This window comes from bacterium (genome assembly GCA_035549195.1).
Taxonomy (GTDB): domain Bacteria; phylum Oederibacteriota; class Muellerivitia; order Muellerivitales; family Muellerivitaceae; genus DASZRK01.
Window position 1 is genome coordinate 42,379 of the sequence record DASZRK010000012.1, and the last position, 19,625, is coordinate 62,003.

The 19,625-nt window shown below is 60.8% G+C and carries 17 protein-coding genes; 6 read left to right on the forward strand and 11 right to left on the reverse strand.

All coding sequences use genetic code 11. The features are described from left to right. The first annotated feature begins 12 nt into the window (after window positions 1-12). The 4 genes from VHE12_02065 (at window position 13) to VHE12_02080 (ending at window position 4,730) form a co-directional block, all read left to right on the forward strand. Window positions 13-990 carry a peptidyl-prolyl cis-trans isomerase gene (locus VHE12_02065; protein HVZ79569.1) on the forward strand — a complete coding sequence of 326 codons (978 nt, stop codon included), beginning with the start codon at window positions 13-15 and terminating at the stop codon, window positions 988-990. 1 nt (window position 991) lies between these two features. Next, window positions 992-2,827 (forward strand): peptidylprolyl isomerase, encoded by a 1,836-nt coding sequence (locus VHE12_02070; GenBank protein ID HVZ79570.1) that lies wholly within the window; start codon window positions 992-994, stop codon window positions 2,825-2,827. 9 nt (window positions 2,828-2,836) lie between these two features. Then, on the forward strand, window positions 2,837-3,097 hold the full coding sequence (locus VHE12_02075) for a S4 domain-containing protein (GenBank protein HVZ79571.1): 261 nt from the start codon (window positions 2,837-2,839) through the stop codon (window positions 3,095-3,097). 139 nt (window positions 3,098-3,236) lie between these two features. Beyond that, window positions 3,237-4,730, forward strand: coding sequence for a hypothetical protein (locus VHE12_02080; GenBank protein HVZ79572.1), 1,494 nt, complete (start codon window positions 3,237-3,239; stop codon window positions 4,728-4,730). Window positions 4,731-4,803: 73 nt separating this feature from the next. Here VHE12_02080 and gph read toward each other — a convergent pair whose 3' ends face one another. Beyond that, the gene (gene gph, locus VHE12_02085; protein HVZ79573.1) at window positions 4,804-5,472 is read right to left on the reverse strand and encodes a phosphoglycolate phosphatase; all 669 of its coding nucleotides are present in this window, start codon (window positions 5,470-5,472) and stop codon (window positions 4,804-4,806) included. A 112-nt stretch (window positions 5,473-5,584) separates the two neighbouring features. Between gph and VHE12_02090 the strand changes: the two genes are divergently transcribed. Both VHE12_02090 and VHE12_02095 read left to right on the forward strand, forming a co-directional pair. Next, window positions 5,585-6,625, forward strand: coding sequence for a glycosyltransferase family 9 protein (locus VHE12_02090; GenBank protein HVZ79574.1), 1,041 nt, complete (start codon window positions 5,585-5,587; stop codon window positions 6,623-6,625). A 15-nt stretch (window positions 6,626-6,640) separates the two neighbouring features. Next, a complete protein-coding gene (locus tag VHE12_02095) occupies window positions 6,641-7,051 on the forward strand; it encodes a hypothetical protein (protein ID HVZ79575.1) in 411 nt (136 codons plus the stop codon). On the opposite strand, the gene VHE12_02100 is transcribed toward VHE12_02095, so the two are convergent. The 10 genes from VHE12_02100 to VHE12_02145 form a co-directional block, all read right to left on the reverse strand. Continuing rightward, the gene (locus VHE12_02100) at window positions 7,048-7,611 is read right to left on the reverse strand and encodes a pseudouridine synthase (protein HVZ79576.1); all 564 of its coding nucleotides are present in this window, start codon (window positions 7,609-7,611) and stop codon (window positions 7,048-7,050) included. The two genes, VHE12_02095 and VHE12_02100, sit on opposite strands and share 4 nt — an antisense overlap. Beyond that, the gene (locus VHE12_02105; GenBank protein HVZ79577.1) at window positions 7,611-8,270 is read right to left on the reverse strand and encodes a hypothetical protein; all 660 of its coding nucleotides are present in this window, start codon (window positions 8,268-8,270) and stop codon (window positions 7,611-7,613) included. Before VHE12_02105 ends, VHE12_02100 begins: the two co-directional genes overlap by 1 nt. Window positions 8,271-8,278: 8 nt before the next feature. Further along, window positions 8,279-9,685 carry a protoporphyrinogen oxidase gene (gene hemG, locus VHE12_02110; GenBank protein HVZ79578.1) on the reverse strand — a complete coding sequence of 469 codons (1,407 nt, stop codon included), beginning with the start codon at window positions 9,683-9,685 and terminating at the stop codon, window positions 8,279-8,281. Between the two features lie 139 nt (window positions 9,686-9,824). Next, entirely contained in the window at window positions 9,825-10,769 is a 945-nt protein-coding gene (gene hemH, locus VHE12_02115; GenBank protein ID HVZ79579.1) for a ferrochelatase, read from the reverse strand. A gap of 129 nt (window positions 10,770-10,898) precedes the next feature. Then, entirely contained in the window at window positions 10,899-12,836 is a 1,938-nt protein-coding gene (gene hemE / locus VHE12_02120; protein HVZ79580.1) for a uroporphyrinogen decarboxylase, read from the reverse strand. A gap of 41 nt (window positions 12,837-12,877) precedes the next feature. Then, on the reverse strand, window positions 12,878-15,010 hold the full coding sequence (locus VHE12_02125) for a glycosyltransferase family 39 protein (protein ID HVZ79581.1): 2,133 nt from the start codon (window positions 15,008-15,010) through the stop codon (window positions 12,878-12,880). A 39-nt stretch (window positions 15,011-15,049) separates the two neighbouring features. Further along, window positions 15,050-15,919 (reverse strand): transglutaminase family protein, encoded by an 870-nt coding sequence (locus tag VHE12_02130; protein ID HVZ79582.1) that lies wholly within the window; start codon window positions 15,917-15,919, stop codon window positions 15,050-15,052. Window positions 15,920-16,022: 103 nt separating this feature from the next. Continuing rightward, the gene (locus tag VHE12_02135) at window positions 16,023-16,754 is read right to left on the reverse strand and encodes a peptidase (protein ID HVZ79583.1); all 732 of its coding nucleotides are present in this window, start codon (window positions 16,752-16,754) and stop codon (window positions 16,023-16,025) included. Then, window positions 16,751-17,746, reverse strand: coding sequence for an alpha-E domain-containing protein (locus VHE12_02140; GenBank protein ID HVZ79584.1), 996 nt, complete (start codon window positions 17,744-17,746; stop codon window positions 16,751-16,753). The genes VHE12_02135 and VHE12_02140 overlap by 4 nt, the downstream gene beginning before the upstream one ends. 162 nt (window positions 17,747-17,908) lie before the next feature. Continuing rightward, window positions 17,909-19,387, reverse strand: coding sequence for a circularly permuted type 2 ATP-grasp protein (locus VHE12_02145; protein ID HVZ79585.1), 1,479 nt, complete (start codon window positions 19,385-19,387; stop codon window positions 17,909-17,911). Window positions 19,388-19,625: the final 238 nt, after the last annotated feature.

Sequence of the window (19,625 nt, forward strand, 5' to 3'; positions counted from 1 at the left end):
GAAGGGCAGACCTTGACCCTTTTGCCGCGCCCCCTCCGGGGGCCCCTCTTTTGCCTGATGGTCCTGTTCGGGGGCTGCGCCCAGGATGGCTACCTGGACCTGGCCCCGGCCCCCGTTCCCCCCGAGAAGGTGCTGGTCAAGATCAACGGGGAACCCCTTTCCATCGATGAGTTCGACAGCGAATTCCTCATGATGCGCATCCATTACAGCGCGGTCACCGAACGGGACATGCGGGCCATCAAGAAGCGCCTTTTCGAGCAGATCATCAACCGCCGGATCCTGGTCCAGCAGGCCAGGAAGGACGGCATCCGCCTGACCCAGGCCGAAGCGGACCAGGCCCTCAAGGACCTGCTCAAGGACGGCCCGGAGGCCCCTTGGCAGGTCCTCAAAGCCCGGGGGATCTCGCGGGATTCCTGGAAAAGGAAGGTCCTGCAGGAACTCCTTGCCAAGAAGGTCGTCGCCCGGGAGGTGGACCCGCAGGTCCGCATCACCGACAAGGAGGTCGAGGACTACTATTGGTCCCATCTCTCCGACTATTGGACCCCGGAAGCGGTCCACGTGAGGCATTTGGTCGTCCAAAGAAAGGCCGACCTGGAGCGGGTGGAAGCGGGCCTGGCCCAGGGCGAGGAATTCCCCAAGTTGATCTCGGTCTTTTCGGCGGGGCCGGAGCGGTCCCAGGGCGGCGACTGGGGGATGATGGACGTCGACCGGTTGCCGGCGGCCTATCTTTCCGCGTTGAAGCCGTTGAAGACCGGGGAGATTTCGAAGCCCCTCAAGGATGTTTTTGGCTATCATCTGTTCCAATTGCTCGGACGTTCCCCGCGCCGTATGCGGCCCTTCGCCGAGGTCCGTGACCGGATCCGGACGTCGCTGGAGAGGGAAGAGAAGGACCAGCGTTTCGATGAATGGATGGCGGGCCTGAAAAAGGCCTCGACCATCGAGATCAATAAAGACATGGCCCCGGTGGTCGGGGTCGTTTGGGAGGAATAAATTGAGGAATCCTTGGTTCAAGTCGGGTTTGGCGGCCCTTGGCCTGTGGGGCTGCGTGGCCACGGCCCTGGCGGTGACCCCGCGCAAGATCGATCAGATCTACCTGGTCGTGGACCAGGACGCCATGACCAAGGGCGAGATGGACGAGGAGATCGCGGGTTTCTTCATGGCCCAGGGCATGAAGCCGCCCTCCCCGGGCAGCGCCGATTACGAGAAGGTGAAGGAACAGGTCCGGGACGCCTTCGTCCGCGAGGTCCTCTTGGCCGAGGCCGCCGACCGGGAGAACGTGGAAGTCCCCGATTCGGAGCTGCAGCAGGCCATCGATTCCCAATTCGACGCCATGAAGAAGCGTTACCCCAGCCAGGACGACTTCGAGGCCGCCCTGAAGCAGGAGGGGATCACTTCCGACGACCTCAAGCAGATGCTCCACGACCAGCTCCAGCGCCGCCTGAAGGCCAACCGGATGCTCCAGTTCAAGCAGCATCAGGCCCCCGGGGCCAGCTTCGTCTCCGACGAGGAGGTCCAAGCCTATTACCGCAAGCACCCCCATGATTTCGACCAGATCAGGTTCTCCTTGATCCTTTTCCGAATCCCTCCCAAGTCGAAGCCCGCCTATGCCAAAGAGGTCGAAAGGCAGGGACGGGACCTTTTGGACCAATTGCGCAAGGGGGCGGATTTCGCCGCCTTCGCCAAGAAATATTCCGAGGATCCGGTGACCGCCGAGAAGGGCGGGCGGATGGAGCCCGTCTATCGGGCGGACCTCACCCCCAAAATGGCCGACGGCCTTTTCGCGCTTTCCGCCGGTAGTTACGGCATGGTGCGTTCCGAGGACGGGGTTTACCTGGTCCATGTGGAGAGCAAGAAGATCGCGACCCTGGACTCCGTTTCGGCCGCCATCAAGGACCACCTGCGCCGCAAGAAGCAGGCGGGGGCCTTCGACGAGTGGATGGCCCAACTTCGCAAGAACGCCACCGTGCTGGAGGACGGCAAGGTCGTCGCCTACCAGCCTCCCCCGGAGAAGAAGGACGAGGATAGCGGGCCGGCGGGGGGCCGGACCGCGGGATCGAAGGACAATTCGGGCAACGCGCCGGTGACCAGCGACGGAGCCGCCGCCAGCCTGGCTTCGTCCGGGACAACGGGGACGGGCAACGAGATCTATCCCACCCTTCCTCCGCCGGGACTGTTGGTCCTGGACCTGGGATTGGAGGGCTTCACGTTCGGCAACAAGGACCTGTCGGACTTCTATGGGCCCGGCACCGACGTCACCCAGGGCTTCCCCTTCGGGTTCGGGTTCGACGGGGCCTTGGACCTGGCGGTGGACCCCACCCTGGAGGTCGGGTTGACCCTCAAGGGAATGAACCGCATCGCGCAAACGGTGAACTTTTCGCCCGTCAGCGGCTCCTATACCGAGAGCTGGAGCGCGGCCGCCGCCGGTCCCGGCTTGGAGGGGAAGATCCTCATCCCCCTGGATGAAAGCACCAACTTCAACCTGACGGCCGGGGGCGGTTATTACTTCCTCCTGGGCGGAGGGGTGACGGTGACGGGATCGGGCATCACCGAGAACGCCAACTTCACCGGCTCCAATTTCGGGGGGGAAGCCGCCGGGTCGGTGGAATTCTTCCTGGACGGCAACATGGATTCGGCCCTGGACCTGACGGTGGGCTACCGGTTGCTGCAGTTCAACCCCGTGACCACGAACCTGACCGTCAACAACGGCGGTCCCTATGTCACCTTCCCCTCTCCCCTCACCAACCAGGACGGGAGCAAGGGCATGATCGACTTCTCCGGGGCCCGGGTGGGTTTTTCCTTGCGTTTCTACCTCGACAAGAACAACTGACGGTAGGCTTTGCGGGTCGACCTTTTCCTCAAGCTCATGGGATTGGTCAAGACCCGCATGGCCGCCAAGCGGCTTTGCGAGGCCGGCAAGGTGGCCGTCGGCCCCAAGCCCGCGGAACCTTCGACCGATCTTGCCGTGGGGGCCCTGTTGACCGTGGAGCTCCCCTTTAAAAGGATCCAAGGCGAGGTCCTGGCCCTGCCGGGTTCCCGCTCGGTGGCCAAGAAGGACCGGGCCATTTATTTCCGCGCCGATTCCATCGAGGACATCTAAAGGTTTTGAACCAAGGGCCGCCTTGTGCGGCGCACCGGGGTCAAAGGGAAAATCCCTGATTTTTAAAAAGAAGGGTCCCTTCTCGGTGCCCTCTGTGGTTGGGCAGGGTTTGTCGTGGGGAGCCTGTTACAATACGGGCATGCGCCAAAGGCTCCCCTTCCTCGCGTTCTTCGCCTTCTATCTGCTCTTTTCCCTGGCGACCTTCCGGGATTTCGGCCCCACCTGGGATGAACAGGACACCTATCTGGAAGGGGCCCGGCTCTATGACCTTCTGGTCCAGGGCAAACCCATGCCCTTCATGGACCCGGAGCATAGCTACCCCTACGCAGCCTTCCTCCACCTCTTCACCGCGCCGGACCATTACGAAACCCTTCACCTTTTGAACCTGTTTTTTCATGTCCTGGTCTTTTGGGCGCTCTTCGAGTGCCTGCTTTCCTTTTGTGGCTCGGGCCTTTGGGCCCTGGCGGGGCCCGTTTTCCTGTTCCTGGACCTTCCCTATATGGGGAGCATCCCGGCCAACCCCAAGGACATGCCCTTTTCCCTTTTTTATTTCCTGAGCCTGGCGGTGCTTTACCTCTTCGAGAGGGTATTTCCCCAATTGCGTTTTCGTTGGGTCTTCCTGGGCCTGCTTTTCGGGCTGACCATGGGCTCCCGCATCCTGGGCTTCACCCTCCTACCGCTCCTGGTCGCCTATGACACCGCCCTTTTTCTCATGAAAGGAAAGAAGAAGGGGAAAGGGAGGAAGGGATGGTGGAAGAAAAAGGCCTGGGAATGGGCGGGGGTTTTCCTCCTGTCCCAACTGGTCTGCGCCCTGGCCTGGCCCTTCATCGGGGCCGATTACTTCCAACATCTTCCGGTGGTGCTTTGGTTGAGCGCCCACTTTCCCCCGAAATTCTCCTTCCTCTTCATGGGCGGCATGTCCGATTCCTTGACCTATCCCTGGTATTACCTGCCCCTTTGGATCCTGGTGACCATGCCCCTGTTCCTGGTGGGGTTCCTGGCGGCGGCTTTGGCCGGGCTCCCGAAGGGCTGGAAGGATCCTTTCATCCTCCTCCTGGCGGGGGCTTTGGGCATGAACTTGGGGCTTTATTTTTTGCTCCACCCGGCGATCTATGACGGCTTGAGGCATTTTCTGTTCCTGCTCCCGCTCCTGGCGGCGCTCTCGGCGGCGGGCTTCATCTCGTTCTTCCAGGACCGCAAGTTCGACCTGCCCCGCAAGGGGGTCCTGGTGCTGGGGGCCATCAGTGTCCTCTCGACCACGATGCAGATGGTGCGGTTGCACCCCTATGAATACACCTACTTCAACGAATTGGTCGGGGGGTTCCCGGGCGCTTATGGCCGCTATGAGACCGACTATTGGGTGGCCAGTATGAAAGAAGCGGCCCTGTGGTTGCGGGAGAACGAGTGCAAGGACCCGGCGAAGACCTATCGTGTCTATGCCGACGGCAAGAGATTCCAGTCCGAAACCTATTTCGGCCCCAACATGGTCTTCGAACCCAAGAAGGAGAAGGCCGATTACGCGATCATCATGACCCGGGCCGGGTTCAAGCCGGATGTCTCTGAGATGCCCAAGGTTATCCACCGGGTGGAGCGGGAGGGAGCGCCGCTCAGCTTCATCGTCAAGGAACCTTGAGGATCAGGCGAGTATCTCGATTAATTCTTCGAGGGAATCCACCAGCCCTTCGACTCCCGTTGGTCGCTCAGGGCTACGTTAATATTTCTATGAATTCTTCAAGGTTATTCACTAGCCAATCCGGGTCGGCGGAAGCCAGATGTTCCCGGGCCACGAATCCATGTTCCACCACCCCCACCAGCATCCCCGCCGCGCGGGCGGCTTGGATGTCCACCGGCGAATCCCCGATCATGACGGCCTCGGCGGGGCCCACACCCATTTTCTGGAGGGCGACGAGGAGGGGTTCGGGATGGGGTTTCTTGTTGGGTGTGGCGTCCGCCCCGAGGGCGACCATGAAGTAGGGCATCAGTCCAAGTTTTTCCAGGGTGATCAAGGTGAACTCATGGGGTTTGTTGGAGACCAGGCCCATCTTCACGCCCTTCGCCTTCAGGAAATCCAATAGCTCCTTCACACCCGGGAAGATCAGGGTCTGGTCCACGCAATGGTCCCGGTAGTGGGCCTTGAGCACCTCGAGCCCCTCGGCCAGGCGGGCCGGGTCCTCGGTGCCGAGGGTCTTGCGGTTCAAGTGGTCGATGCCCCAGCCGATATAGCCGGTCACCACTTCCAGGGGCAGGGCAGGCATGCCGAAATGCACCCGCGCGGCATTGGCCGCGGCGGCGATGTCCTTCTTGGAATCGATCAGGGTCCCATCCAGGTCGAACAGGACCGCCTTCAGCTTCACGTCAACGCCCCGACAGCGCATGGCATCTCCGGACCCAGGGATGAATGGGCCCTAGGGTAGGGGAGGCTTTTCCTTTTGGAAAGCCCCGGTTTTGGCGGTTCCTGGGCCCCGCGGCCCCGGTTAAGATGGGGCCATGGAGATCGTCCTTCTACGCCTCGACCGCATCGGTGACTTCGTCCTGGGGATCCCCGCCTACCGGGCCCTCCGGAAGGCCTATCCGAACGACCACCTTACGGTCGTCGTGCCCCCCGCGGTCGCCGAACTGGCCAAACCCTGTCCCTATTTCGACGAGATCTATCTTTACGATGCCCAATGGCTCAAGCCCGGGGCCCTGAGGATGGACCGTTGGGGTTCCGCCCTGAAGCTGATCCGGTTCCTGCGCTCCAAGGAGATCGGGCTCCTGCTCGATTTCCGTTACCAGAACCGGATGGACCCTTTCATCACCGGCTTGTCCGGCGCCAAGGAAAGGGTCGGCTTCGACGTGGGTTTGCCCAGTTGGTTCCTCACGAAAAAGGCGCCCCAACCCCCGCAGGGGATGCATCAGGTGGACCGGAACCTGTCCCTTCTCGCGGCCTTGGGGATCATGGCGGTCGATAAGAGGCTGGAGATCTGGTGGGATGAACATGACCTGAAGACCGCCGAGGCCCATCTTCCTTCCCAGGAACTCCTGCCGGGTATCCCCCGGATCATGGTCCACATCGGTTCGGGAGCCCCCTCCAAACGTTGGGGGGAGGAAAGTTTTGAGGTGCTCCTCCACGAGCTCCACGCCTCTACCCAGGCGGAGATCCTGGTCATGGGCGGGGAAGAGGACCTTCCTTTCGCCCACGACGTTTTGGACGGCCTGGAATGTCCCGTGGTGAACCTGGTAGGGAAACTCTCCTTGCGCCAGATGGCCGCCCTGATGAAGGACTGCAAGCTCTTCATCGGCTGTGACTCGGGCCCGGCCCATGTGGCGGCGGCCAGCGGGGTCCCGGTGATCTCCCTTTTTTCCGCGGCCAATGAGGTGGAGGTCTGGAAACCCTGGGGGGACAAGGTCACGATCATGACCCGCCACCCCGAGTGTTCCCCCTGCCGGCGGCACGAATGTCCCCGGACGGACGGTTATTTCTGCATGTCGGAGATCGGGGCCGATGAGGTGGTGGAGGAAGCGAAGAGGATCTTGGGGAAGGCCTGAATTCGAGGAGGATATATGAACAAGCCGGTCAAGGTGGTTTGGGGTATCGCGACGGTCATGCCGCTGATGATGACCTTTTTGGGGATCGTTTGTTTCTTCGCCTTCTTCATCACGAAGTTCCCCGAACTCACCAAGAACGCCACCCCGCCTCCCGATTTTCCCAAGGAAATGTTCGTCGGGATCTTCCTGTTCTATGGGCTCATCCTGGCCGGGGTGGCCCTGGGGTTCCTGATCGTCATTTCGTATTTCATCCACATGGTGCGCACCGACCGGCTGAACAAGGACCAAAGGACGATGTGGGCGGTTCTTTTCGTCATCTTTCGCACCCTGGCCATGACGGTCTATTGGTTCATCCATGTCTGGCCGGAAGAAGAGGCCGCAGCAGGGGAGACCGCGCAACCGGTCCGGCGTAAGAGGAAGGATTAAAGAAGTTTTTTCTCGTCGGGACCTTCCAGGAACCGCCACTGGCCCGATTGGACATCCAAAGCCAGGTTTCCGATCCGGGTCCGCTTCAGGTCCACCACCTTCAAGGGCGTCCCGAACTTGGGGTCCTTCAAGGCCCCGAACATCCGCCGGATATGGCGGTTCTTGCCTTCGTCCAATTCGACTTCCACCCTTGTCTTGGGTCCAGCCCCGCCTTTTAGGTCGATCCGGATGGCTTTGAGGACCTCATCCTTGTCCCTGATCCCTTTGAGCATCTTCATGACATGTTCCGAATTCACGTGGCCCCTGACCCAGACCTCATAGGTCTTGGGACAGGAACCGGGCCGGGTCAGGCGCTCGGAAAGCTTGGCGTCCTGGGTGAAGAGGAGAAGGCCCTTGGAGTCCAGGTCCAAGCGGCCCACGGGCATCCATAGGTCGTTATAGGCCCAGTCGGGGAGGAGGTCATAAACGGTCTTTCGACCCTTCTCATCGGATCGGGTGACCACGTAACCCTTGGGCTTGTTCAGCATCAGGAGACGGGGAGGTTCGTTGGCGTGGCCCATCAGTTCTTGATCTTGATGGAGGAGATCATGCGGTTTGTAATGTGTTCAAAATCAACTTCTCCTTTATTGCGAAAACTCGTTAACTCCCAAGAAAAGATCCAGTACTGGGAAGTTTGCGCAACGAATAAATGCTCTTCATGGTTTTTGCATAAAAATTTACCGTCGTGATAAGTTTCATTTTCTATTGTAAGCAAAGCTGCTTTTAATCCCGAACAAGATGTCCTTTCTATTTTGTACTTTGAATTTTGAAAATATTTATTCCCCAGACTCTTCAAAATTTTTACACGACGTTCGGCCATTTTTTCTGGATCGTATTTGGACCCGTGCATCGAGACACGTCCTTTATCGATGCCTTTTGTCGAGGAAACGAAGAAAGAAGGGAGGTCTGGCGGGACTGGTCTTTGGTGTTTTGGTAGTTGCTCGAATGTTTTTAAAAAGCTTAGGAAGTTGGAAGGGGGCTCCGCAGTCGTGGCACTATCAAGCACATTCAGTCTCGAACCATCATCATTGAAGACTTCTCGTGTCTCGAATTCCAGGGGATAGGGCGAATCGATGGAAAAACCGAATTCTTCCGAGCTGTAAGTCTTCCATTGGCTTTTCGAGCAGCCGGAGAAAATAAACGCCAAGATCGAAATGGCAAATAAGAAGTGACGATTCATATCCTTGATTATAGCGCCTCGAAGATCTTCTCCGCGGCGGACCGGCCAGCCGCGATGGCATCCGGGATACCGACCCCTTTGAGGCCGTTACCCGCCAGGTAAAGGCCCTGGGTCTCGGCGGCCTTCTGTTCCAGCCGCGCAGCCAGGCTCAGGTGGCCCGGGCGGAAATAGGACATGGAAGCTTGGTAGGTCGCCAGGTGGTGGGCGATGGGCCGGTCCCGCAATTGGAGGATGGGTTTGAGTTCCTCCAGGACCTTCTCGACCAGGGCTGCTTCGCCCTCGGCCTGGGCCTTCCCGACCGCGTCAGCGCCCAGGAAAGCGCGCAACAACACATAATTCTCCGGGGCCCGGCCCTCGAATTTCTGACTGGCGAAGGTACAGCCCACGATGAGCTTTTTCTCCCGGGCGGGGACCACGAACCCGAAGCCGTCGAGGGGATGGGCGATGTCCTGACGGCGGAAGCCCAGGTTCAGGGTGGCCGAGTCATGGGCGGGTATGGCCGAGAGGAGCTTGTCCCATTCCTTATCCAAGCCGCCGATCAAGGCGCGCATCTTGGCGGGTTGGATGGCCAGGACCACCGCGTCGGCCTCCTGGGTGCCCCGGTCGGAGGTGATCTCCCAGGTCCCGTGGCCCGAGGGTTGGAGGGCATGGACCGGAGTTCCCAGCCAAAGCGATTCGCCGGGGATGGCGTTGGCCATGGCCTGGCCCAGTGTGGTCATGCCTTTCTTAAGGCTGACGAAGAGGGAATAACGAGCTCCCGAGACCTGCGCCTGGGCGTTCAAGCGGCGGGCCGCCATGGCTTTCAGGAGCGAACCATATTTCAGTTCCATCTCCCGGAAACGGGGGGTGCAGGCGTTGAGGCTCAGGTCGTCCGGATCGGCGTTATAGACCCCCCCGACCAGGGGCTGGGCCAAAGCCTCCAGGACCTCATTCCCCAAACGGCGCCGGACGAAGGCGCCCACGCTCTCGTCCTGTGGGTCCTTGCGGACGGGGATGAGCGGTTCCAGGGCCGCCCGGAGCTTGCCCCAGGGGGAGAGCAAGGGTGTGGTCATGAGGGGCATCAGGCGGGAGGGGGCCAGCATGTAGAAGCCCTCGGGGATGGGATGGAGCCGGTCCCCCTTGAGGATGTAGGACTGTTTCAGGTTTGGATTGGTACGGATGAGCTGGTCCTCGAGGCCGAGCCTCTTGCAGATCTCCAGGCCTGCCGGTTTCTCGGTGATGAAACAATCCGGGCCTTCCTCCATGACAAACCCGTTCTTTTCCACGGTGGTCAGGGTCCCCCCCGCCTTGGAGGCCCCGTCGAGAACGTTCAATTCCAGGGAAATGTTCTTCTCTTTGGAAATTTCCAAAAGACGGTGGGCGCAGGCCAGGCCGCTGACACCTGCCCCGATGATGGTCACTCTTTTTGAATTCATATCCGTCCCAGATGATTTTTGAACCACAGAGAACTCAGAGTTCCCAGAGTAAGGCAAAGGCCCATTTTGTGATGGAACCCCTCAAAAGGCAAAAGATCCGAAGTCTTGGCAGTCTCTGTGTTCTCTGAGCACTCTGTGGTCAAAGAGGGTTTTGCGCTTCTTCCACTAAAGAGGCGAGCATGGCGATGAAGGAAGGATGGGTCCCGACGGTCTTGGCCCGCACCATGTGGAGCCCTTTCCACTTGGCCTTGTCCTGGGCCAGTACGTCGATGTCGTAAAGCACTTCCACGTGGTCCACCAGGAAGCCGATGGGGGCCACCACGCAGGCGGCCAGTGTCTCATAGGTGCGCCGGTCGATGAACTCCGTCAGGTCGGGTTCCAGCCAGGGATCCTCGGGGCGGCCCGAGCGGCTGGTGAAGGCCGTCTGGTAATAGGGCATGCCCACCTTTTCGGTGACCAACTGGCAGGTCTCCTCGAACTGCCGGGAATAGCCCGAATCGTGGGCCATCTTCCGGGGGATGCTGTGGGCGGTGAGGATGAGCTCGGCCCGGTGACGGGCCTTCTCCTCGGCGGACAGTTGGGCATAGCCTTCCTGCACGTGGGCGGCGATGGCATTGATGAAACCGGGCCGCTTGTGCCATTCGGGCGCGTAGGTGACGCGGGGGACGGGACGGCGCTGGGCCGCGATCTCCGCCAGGGCCTCGTCCACCTTCTTCAGGTATTTTTCGAAGGAGGCGGGACTGCGGTGGGGGGCCATGACGATGGCGAATACCTCCTTCTTGTCCTGCCGGGAGAGGTCCAGGAGGGCGTCCTGGATGCGGGGCGCGTAATGGGCGAACCCGACGGAGACGGGAATGTCGAGGCCCCGGGCCTTGAGGAGCTTTTCGAGGGCCTGGGCCTGGTCCCGGGTGAGGCGATTGTAGGGCGAGACCCCGCCGATCCTCTCATATTGCTTGGCCACGAGCTTGAGGCGCTCCGGCGGGACGCCGCGACCGGCGGTCACGTCCTCCAGGAAGGGAACGACGTCCTCGGGCCGTTCCGGGCCGCCGAAGCCGATGAGAAGGACCGCGTCGAAATTTTTCATGCTAAGACCTATTGACCGCGAAAGTGCGAAGGCACGAAGAAAGACCCCGAAAGATAGTTGAAGCAAAACGAGAAAAATATCCTTTGGATCTTGTCGATTCTCTTCGCGTCTTCGCTCCTTCGCGGTGGATCATGGCTTCCAATTTTTCACCGTTTCGATCATGGCCCAGACGTTCTCCATGGGGGTCTTGGGCAGGATGCCGTGGCCCAAGTTGAAGATATGGCCCGGTTGACCCGCCGCCTGCCGGAGGACCTTTTCGGTCTCCCGGCGGACCGTGTCCGGGTCGGTCAGGAGGATCTCGGGGTTCAGGTTGCCCTGAACCGCGAAAGGCCCCAGCAGCTTCCAGGCCTTGTCGAGGTCCATGCGCCAATCCACCCCGAAGACCGAGGCCCCCATCTGCCGGAAATAGGGATAGAAAGGAGCGGTTTGGGTGCCGAAATAGATGAGCGGGATGCTGGGCTGGAGCTTCTTCAACTGTCCGAAAAGGAGCTTCAGGTAGGGAAGCACGAGCCGCTGGAATTCCTCGGGGGCCAGGATACCCACCCAGGAATCGAACAATTGCAGGGCCTGGGCCCCCGCCTCGGCCTGCCCGTTCAAATAGGCGACCGTGGCCGCCACCAGTTTCTTCATCAGCTCGTCCCAGACCTTGATGTCGGTGAGGACCGCACGGGTCTTCAGGTAGTCCTTCGAGCCGCCCCCCTCGATGAGATAGGAGGCCAGGGTGAAAGGGGCCCCGGCGAAGCCGATGAGGGGGATATGGGGCTTGAGGCCCGCGCGGATGAGCCGGACCGCCCGCATGACGTATTCCAATTCATAGGTAATGTCCGCGTTCTGGATGCGGGCCAGGTCCTGGCCGCCCCGGAAGGGATTATGGATGACCGGGCCCTCGCCCTCCCCGAAGGTGAGCTGAAAGCCGAGCGGTTCGGCGATGAGCAGGATGTCGGCGAAGAGGATGGCGGCGTCCACATCCAGCACCTGTTGGGCGGTCACGGTGACCTCGGCGGCCAGTTCGGGGGTCTTGCAAAGCTCCAGGAAGGGGACCTTCGAGCGGATCTCCCGGTATTCGGGCAGGTAGCGCCCGGCCTGGCGCATGATCCACATGGGGGTGCGGTCCACCGCTTCCCTCCGGCAGGCCTTCAGGAAGGAGCTCTCGGAAGGGGAGGCCAGGGTCTTGGCCGGGCGCCTGTCCATGGTCTGGATCAACTGGGCGGCCTTCTTTTGGCAGAGCTCGAAGGACCGCTCGGCCGTTTCCTTCACCAGGAAACCCATCTTGGGATGTCCGGGTTCCAGGTCGGGCTCGAGGCCGAATTCCCTCAGCGCCTCCGAGCAGACGCTCCCGACGGAGCCGATGACCAGGCGCTGGAAGGCATCGTTCAGTTCGGCGGACTGGCCCATCTTTTGGGCCACCTCGAAGACATTGCGGACCTGCTGGGCGCTGGTGAAAAGCGCCACCTGGGCGTCGCCCTCGATGATGCGTTCCAGGAGGGCCTGAAGGGGCCGGGGATCCTCGGGCAGCGCCCACTTATAGACGGGCACGCTCATGGCTTCGCTTACGCCCTGCTGCAGGAGCCCTTCCATGAACTCGGTGTTGGTCACGCCGTATTCCTGCACGGCGACCCGCTGGCCCTTCAAGGGCCGGAAGGTGGCCATGGTCTCCAACACCTCGCGCCAGGTGTTGGGCTCGGGGACGGTCACGGAGGACTTCAGGCCCTTCTCGGTGAGCGCCTTCACCGACTTGGGGCCCCGGGCCACCAGCGCCGCATGCTTGAAGGCCTGTTTGATGCGGCTGGGCGCGAAGTTGGCTTCCAGCACCTCGAAGAGGGCCCGGGTGCCCACCCCGGTCATGAAGACGACGATGTCGATCTGGCCCTGCTGGAGGGTCTCGAAGAAGCGCAGGGCCTTCTTGTTCTCGGAGAGGGGCACTTCCCGCATGGAGGGGGCGACCAGGGCCTGGCCGCCGTGACGGGTGATGAGGGCTTCCATTTCCCCGGCCATGCGGCTTTCGAAGGCGGCGACGCGGAGGCCGTTGAAGCCGGTCGTTTCGGTATCTGGGGCGGGGGTGGTCATGTGGGGAAAAGTATAGAAGTGGGGATGGGCTAAATCCAGTTTCAGGGCTTGGGGAGGGTGGCTCCGACGGTTTGGACCGCCTTAAGGTTCGAAAGGGCCGGCCCGAAATCGGGAGCCATTTGGACGGAACGTTCGAAGGCCTTTTGTGCGCCGGCCCTGTCCTTGGCCAGCCAGAGCAGACAGCCCAATTCGTTGAAAAGATGGGCGGCCGGGTAGCCTTTTGACAAGGCCTGGCGCAGATCCTCCAGGGCGGCTTCAAAATTCTCCCGCTTACGCTGGTCCCCGAAAGCACTGTTCTGCAGATGTAAATAGTAGGATTTCTCCCAAAAACAGGATTCCAGGAAAGGGTCCTTCTCGGTCAAGGAGTGAAGGTGTTCCAAGGTTCCCAAAGGCCCTGAATAGTCCCTGCCGGTCGGCCGGTTCAGGAAGACGTAAGCCACCTCACCGAAGGCGTCGTTGGCCGCCATCCAAGCTTTCAAGACATTTTGCGGGATGGATCCACGTGGGAAGAGCCCGAGGCCCAGGCCTCCGTCCTCTGCTCCCAGGTCCTTGGACAGGGAGAACCAACGACCGCCGGGGAATCGCTCTTGAAGGAAGGAGCCGTAATGATCGTTGGCTAGGACGGCGATCCAAGGCGCTTTCAAGGGTCCGCCTCCTTCCTCAACTGCGCGATCCAAAGGATAGTCGGCCAAGGTCAGGGATTGGTCGAACATGTCGCTCGGGAAATTCTGGAGGACGCATCCCGGCCCCCATTTCTTTTCCATGGCCTCGATGATCCGGAAGGCCCGGGCGTTCGCCGCCGAACGGTAGCGCTCCCAGGAGGGTCCGGGGGTCTTCCAACGGTCCTGATAGGGGCCCAGGAAGTGATAGAGGTTGAAAGCGGCCATCCCTATCAGGACCAGCCCTAAGAACCAGGGTCTCTTTCGGGAAGGGAGTTGGGAGGCAAGGCCGTCACATCCCCAGGCGGCAAAACCCAGGACGAGCGGAAAGGTCAAAAAAATCCGGTAGAACTCCAGATTGGCGGAAAGGATCCCCGGGAGCAAGGCCAACACGAAAGCCAAACCGACGCATTTCCAGAAGGGGTCCTTACGAGCCCTGATGGCGAAGAGAACGCCCATAACGAAGAGGCTTGCGGTCAGGGGATCGAACAAACCTCCCCAATAGGGGCCGTAATAATCGCCATCCATCTTCCCCCAAAAAAGGCCGGTCAAATAGGAACTCGAAACAAGGACTTGGAACATCGGGTTGAAAGAATCCGAACCCCATCGAATGGTGTTGATGTAGCTCCCGTAATGGTTTTGGAAAGCGAAAAAAACAAGGGGAGAAAGCAGGGCCGTGAGCGTGCCGAGAAAAAGGACCAGGGCGCCCTTATCCTTCCAAAGGGTGGGCAAGGCCAAGAGGATGATCCCTAAGGCCATGGGGCCCCAACCGGGAGGATAAGAGTAGAAGCCAAGGCTGAGCGCCAAGCCCAGGGCGAAAGCGAAGGCCCGCCGCCGTCGGGTCCGGGGCTCTTTTAGGACCTTGCCAAGCATCCAGAGGGAGGAACATTCGGCCCAAGGGAGCAGGATCGGGGCGTTGCCATTACGCCCCGTAACGAGACCCCACCAGGCCAGTGCCCCGAAAGCGGTCAAGATCCAGGAGACCCCTTTCGTGAAATAGGTGCGCGCTGTGAGGAAAAGGAGGGGGACGACCAGTGCGGATATGAGGGCTGTGAGGAGCCAAAGGCTGGATGGGCCGGGGCCTACGAGCTTGAACCAGAAGGCCAACAGCCATGTGAAAAGGAAAGGGGCTTGATTGCAGGTATAGAAAAAATGGAGATCTCCGAAACGCTCCAAATGAAAGGCGTTGAGGGAATGCATGGATTCGTCGGGATCAGGCCACCCAGGGATGGAAAACAATCGATAGAAACGCATGAAGAGGCCCAACGTGATGAAGGCCAGGAACAACATGGGCGATGGGTCCAAAAAAGACCGGTCCCTCGTCAAGAGGTTGGGAAGGTCCTTGGGTCGGTTAGGAACGCGAAGGGCAAGAAGAGCACCGAGCGTCAAGGCGGCCAAAGCGCACCAGGATTTCGTCGCTGGGGAAAAGGGAGCCAGCGCGAGGACGAGGTTGGCGGACAGGATCAGAGAGAAATAAAGCCAAAGGATGGGGAAGGGGTGGAGTCGGGTTCTCACCCGGAAAAGTATAGATTCATTGCCGAGGACGGCAAAGTTCTAAAGGACGGCGTTGCTCTTGGAGGAGGGTTCCAGGTTCCGGATCTCCACCTGGTAGTCCAGTTTGGAAAGCGCGTCCGAGCCGCGGAAGGTGCCGGAGACCGCGGCGGCCTCCGTGGGCGAGGGGCCGGCGGCGATGGGGATATGAAGGTCGGACACGGCCAGGCCCCAACTGGGGTCGTAACCCCGCCAGCCCGCGCCGGGCAGGTAGATCTCGGTCCAGGCGTGCAGGTCGTGGGCGTCCTTGGAGCCGGGATCGAACTTGTAGCCGCTCACGAAGCGGGCCGCCAGTCCCATGGCCCGGCAGACGTCCACCAGGAGAACGGCCAGGTCCCGGCAGGCCCCTTCCCGCCGTTTGAGGGTCTTGTGGGCGGGCAGGGCGTCGCCCTGGGGGCGCGCCACGTGCTGGAACTCCCGGTGGATATGGTCGGTGGCGTGGAAGAGGAAGTTCAGGGCGTTGTCGTCGCTTTCCTTCAACAGGTCCTGGGCCAGGTTGACGACCGAGGGGTCGGGCGCGGGCTTGAGATAGGGGGTGAGCCCCGCCTGATCGGGGCCGTAGCGGGCGGGCAGGTGGAGCACCAGGGGGTCGGTGATGAGGTAGTGGAAGGGATTGTCCAGGAGGGTGCTGACGCGGCTTCGCACCGTGAGGTTGAAATGGGAGTGCTTGCCGGCGAACCAGGCCAGCACCTCGTGGTTGTTGTAGAGGTCCAGGGTCTCGGAAAGCCCCTGGGGCCCGGGATCGACCTTGAGCTCGAAGGATTCCAGGCTTTGGCTGAAATCGGCCCGGGGCTTGAGGCGGATGGAGGTTGGCTCCAGGAACACCTCCCGGCTATAGGTGTAGTTCAACCGATGTTCGATCTCGAAACGCATAAGCACCTCCAACAAGAACGGCTGGAACCGCCCCCTGACCGCGAAGGAACGAAGGGGCGAAGTTCAAAAATATTTTTTCTTCCGCTTCCTCAGGGTGAAAAATTCATTTTTCAGGCAGTTTCTGAAGGGCCTTTTGGGCCCAATCGGCCGGGCAAAGCTCGACCGTTTCCCGGACCCGTTTCTTCCACCAGGCCGTGACGTTGGCCAGGTCCTCCCGCTCGTAGCGGGTCTCCAGCATCTTGTAGGTCCCCTTGCGGTAGAGGACCATGTCGATGGGGAAGTCCACGTCGGTGGCGCTGGTGCGCGTGGCCTCGAAGGCCAGGTAACCGAGTTTCATGGCCAGTTCCATGGAACTTTCGTAATGGAGCGCCCGGTCGATGAGGGGTTTTCCATAGGCCGACTCCCCGATGGCGTAATAAGGGGTGCTCTCGGTGACCTCCACCCAGTTGCCCTGGGGATAGACCAGGTAGAGCTTGTGCTCGGCGTCGTTGGAAAGCTGGCCCCCCACGATGGAGTAGAGGTTGAAGTGGTATCCCGCCTCCTCCAGGGCCTTCTTGTCCTCGTGGATGACCCGGCGCACCTGTTCGGAAAAGATGTTCACCGCCTTGTAGAGCTTGTCGTAGGAATCCCAACTGGCCTCCAGCTTCTCCTCGAAGTAGGTGAGGGCCTTGTCCCGGGCGGAGCGGAGCCCGGAGGTCATCAGAAAAAAGGAGTGGTTGCCGTTCTGGTGGACGGAAACCTTGCGGGCGGTGATCTGCTCCATGCCGCTGGTGATGCGGGTATCGGCCAGGGCCACCAGGCCCTCCTTCACCTTCATGGCGATGCAAAAGGTCATTGTTCCTGCCTTTCCTGATCGGGATCGGGTGCCCCCCAGGCGGGGGACGCGGCGAAATAATAGGCGAAAAGGGCCTCGCCCACGGAATTCAATTTGGCCTGGAAATTATCCAGGTATTCGTGCAGTCCCGAGGCGATGATCGCGCTGATATCGGCATAGTCGAGCTCGGATCGCAGGCGGCCCATGCGCTGTTCCACCGGGTTGCAGTAGGTCCCGGCGGGGGACCCGGTGATGGCCCTCAAGGAACGTTCGGATTCGGTGACGCAATAGCTCATGGAGCGGGGGAAGTCCCGGTCGAGGATGAGGAACTCGGCCACTTTCGGGGGTTGGATGAGGCTGTGTTTCTTCCGGTACATCTCGCTGGCGCTGGCCGACCGCAACAGGGCCGTCCAGAGGATGTTGTCGTAGGGGGTCCCCACGTCCTCCACCTTGGGCAGGAGGATGAAGTATTTCACGTCCAGGATGCGGGCGGTCTTGTCGGCCCGCTCCATCAGGCGGCCCATGTTGAAGAAGTGCCAGGCCTCACCGTGGGAGAGGGTGGCGTCGGTGATGCCGGAGAAAAGGTGGCTGAGGACCTTCACGTTGCGGCAGAAGGTGTTGAGGGTCTCGATGCCCGCGTCCGGGTGGCCGGCGGCGCCCTGCACCATGAGATAGAAGCTGTTCAACTGCTCCCACATCTCGCTGGAAATGACCTCCCGCATGGTGCGGGCGTTCTCCCGGGCCTGTCGGATGCTGGAGAAGACCGAATTGGGGTTGTCCGGGTCCCAGAGGAGGAAGCGGGTGACGTTCTGGGCCGAGGGTTCGTCGTAGCGCAGTTCGAAGTCGTGATAGTCGCCGGTGGTCACCACCAGGGGCTGCCATTGGCGGTAGCCGTCGAGTTCGGGCGTGTCGAGGATGAGATTGAGGTTCACCCCGATGAAACGGGCAACGTTCTCGGCCCGCTCCACGTAACGGCCCGTCCAGTAAAGGGAATCGGCGAGGCGGCTTAGCATGGGGCCACCCGTGAGGAGTTGGAAGTGGAGAGCGAGGAGTTCAAAGCCATATTCGAGCCTTTAACTCCCGACTCAAAACCCCCGGATCTTGAATTTCTCGAACCTGATCGAGCGTGATCGGTCATGACGTTTCCTTTAAGCGTTGTTACTCGATGCGATCGGTCAAACCGCCGGCCCCTCCACTCCGTATCCAGTCGGCATCTTGGCCGGGTCCTCCAGCACCCAGGTATCCTTGCTGCCGCCCCCCTGGGATGAATTGACCACCAGGGACCCTTTCTTCAGGGCCACCCGGGTGAGCCCTCCGGGAAGCACATAGACGTTCTTGCCGTAGAGCACGTAAGGCCGCAGGTCCACGTGCCGCCCCTCGAAGTGGTCCTCCACGATGACGGGGACCCGCGAGAGGGAGAGGGTCGGCTGGGCGATGTAGTTGCGGGGGTTGGCCTGGATGAGCCCGGCGAACTTCTCGCGCTCGGCCTTGGTCGAGTGCGGCCCCACCAGCATGCCGTAGCCCCCCGCCTGACCGACGGCTTTCACCACGAACTTTTCGAGGTTCTGGAGGACGTGCTTGCGTTGGTCCTCCTCCCAACAGACGAAGGTGGTCACGTTGGGAAGGACCGGGTCCTCCTTGAGGTAATAGCGGATCATGTCGGGCACGTAGGGATAGATGCCCTTGTCGTCGGCGATGCCGGTGCCGATGGCATTGGCCAAGGCCACCTTGCCGGCCTTATAGACCTCGAAGAGGCCGGGGACGCCCAAAGTGGAATCGCCGTTGAAGGTCTGGGGGTCCATGAAGTCGTCGTCCACCCGGCGGTAGATGACGTCCACCCGTTCATAACCCCGGGTGGTGCGAAGCTTCACGTAACCGCCCGAGACCACCAGGTCGCGGCCCTCCACCAGTTCGGCGCCCATCTGTTGGGCCAGGAAGGCGTGCTCGAAATAGGCCGAGTTGTAGGGCCCGGGAGTGAGCACCACGATCCGGGGTTTGGAAACCCCGCTGGGGGAAACATGGCCGAGGGTCTCCAGCAGGCGCAGGGGATAATCCTCCACGGGCTTGACCGCCATGTTCTGGAAGACCTGGGGCAGGGTGCGCTTGAGGACGTTGCGGTTCTCCAGTACATAGGACACGCCCGAGGGGCAGCGCAGGTTGTCCTCCAGCACGTAATAGCCGCCGTCCTTATCGCGCACCAGGTCGGTGCCGGTGATGTGGATCCAGATGCCCTTGGAGGGGTTGAGCCCCTGGCACTGGGTCTTGAGGCCGTGGGAGGAAAGGATCACCTCGGTGGGGATGGTCTTGTCCTTGACGATCTTGCGGTCGTGATAGATGTCGTCGATGAAGAGGTTCAAGGCGGTGATGCGCTGGATGAGGCCCTTCTCGATGGCCTTCCAATCGGGGTTGGGCACGATGCGGGGGATGATGTCGAAGGGAAATATTTTTTCGGTGCCGTCGTTGTTGCCGTAAACGGTGAAGGTGATGCCCATCTGGAGCAGTTCGGTCTCGGCGGCCTTCTGCCGTCGGACCAGGTCGCCCGGCGCCATGGCCTTGATGCGGTCGATCAGCGGCGCGGCGCTCTTGCGGGGCCGTCCGGAATTCTCGAAAAGTTCGTCATAGAAGGTCTCGGTCTGGTAGTTCTCGAATTGCATGGGGCACCTCGGATCGGCGATCGGTCATGTTGAGGTATAAGAAAAGCAATTAAGGGGCCAATTCGGGACCAGGAAACCGAAGGAAATCGCGGGAAAGACAAGCTTGGGAAGGACAATTTTGTTGGACCAGGCAAAAATGTGAAGTTAGCGAGGTAGGCGGCTTTTGCCGGGATATTATGTCTTTTCTTTTAAGGCGAGGCTAAAACCTGTTCAGCCACCGATGAACGAGATGTACACG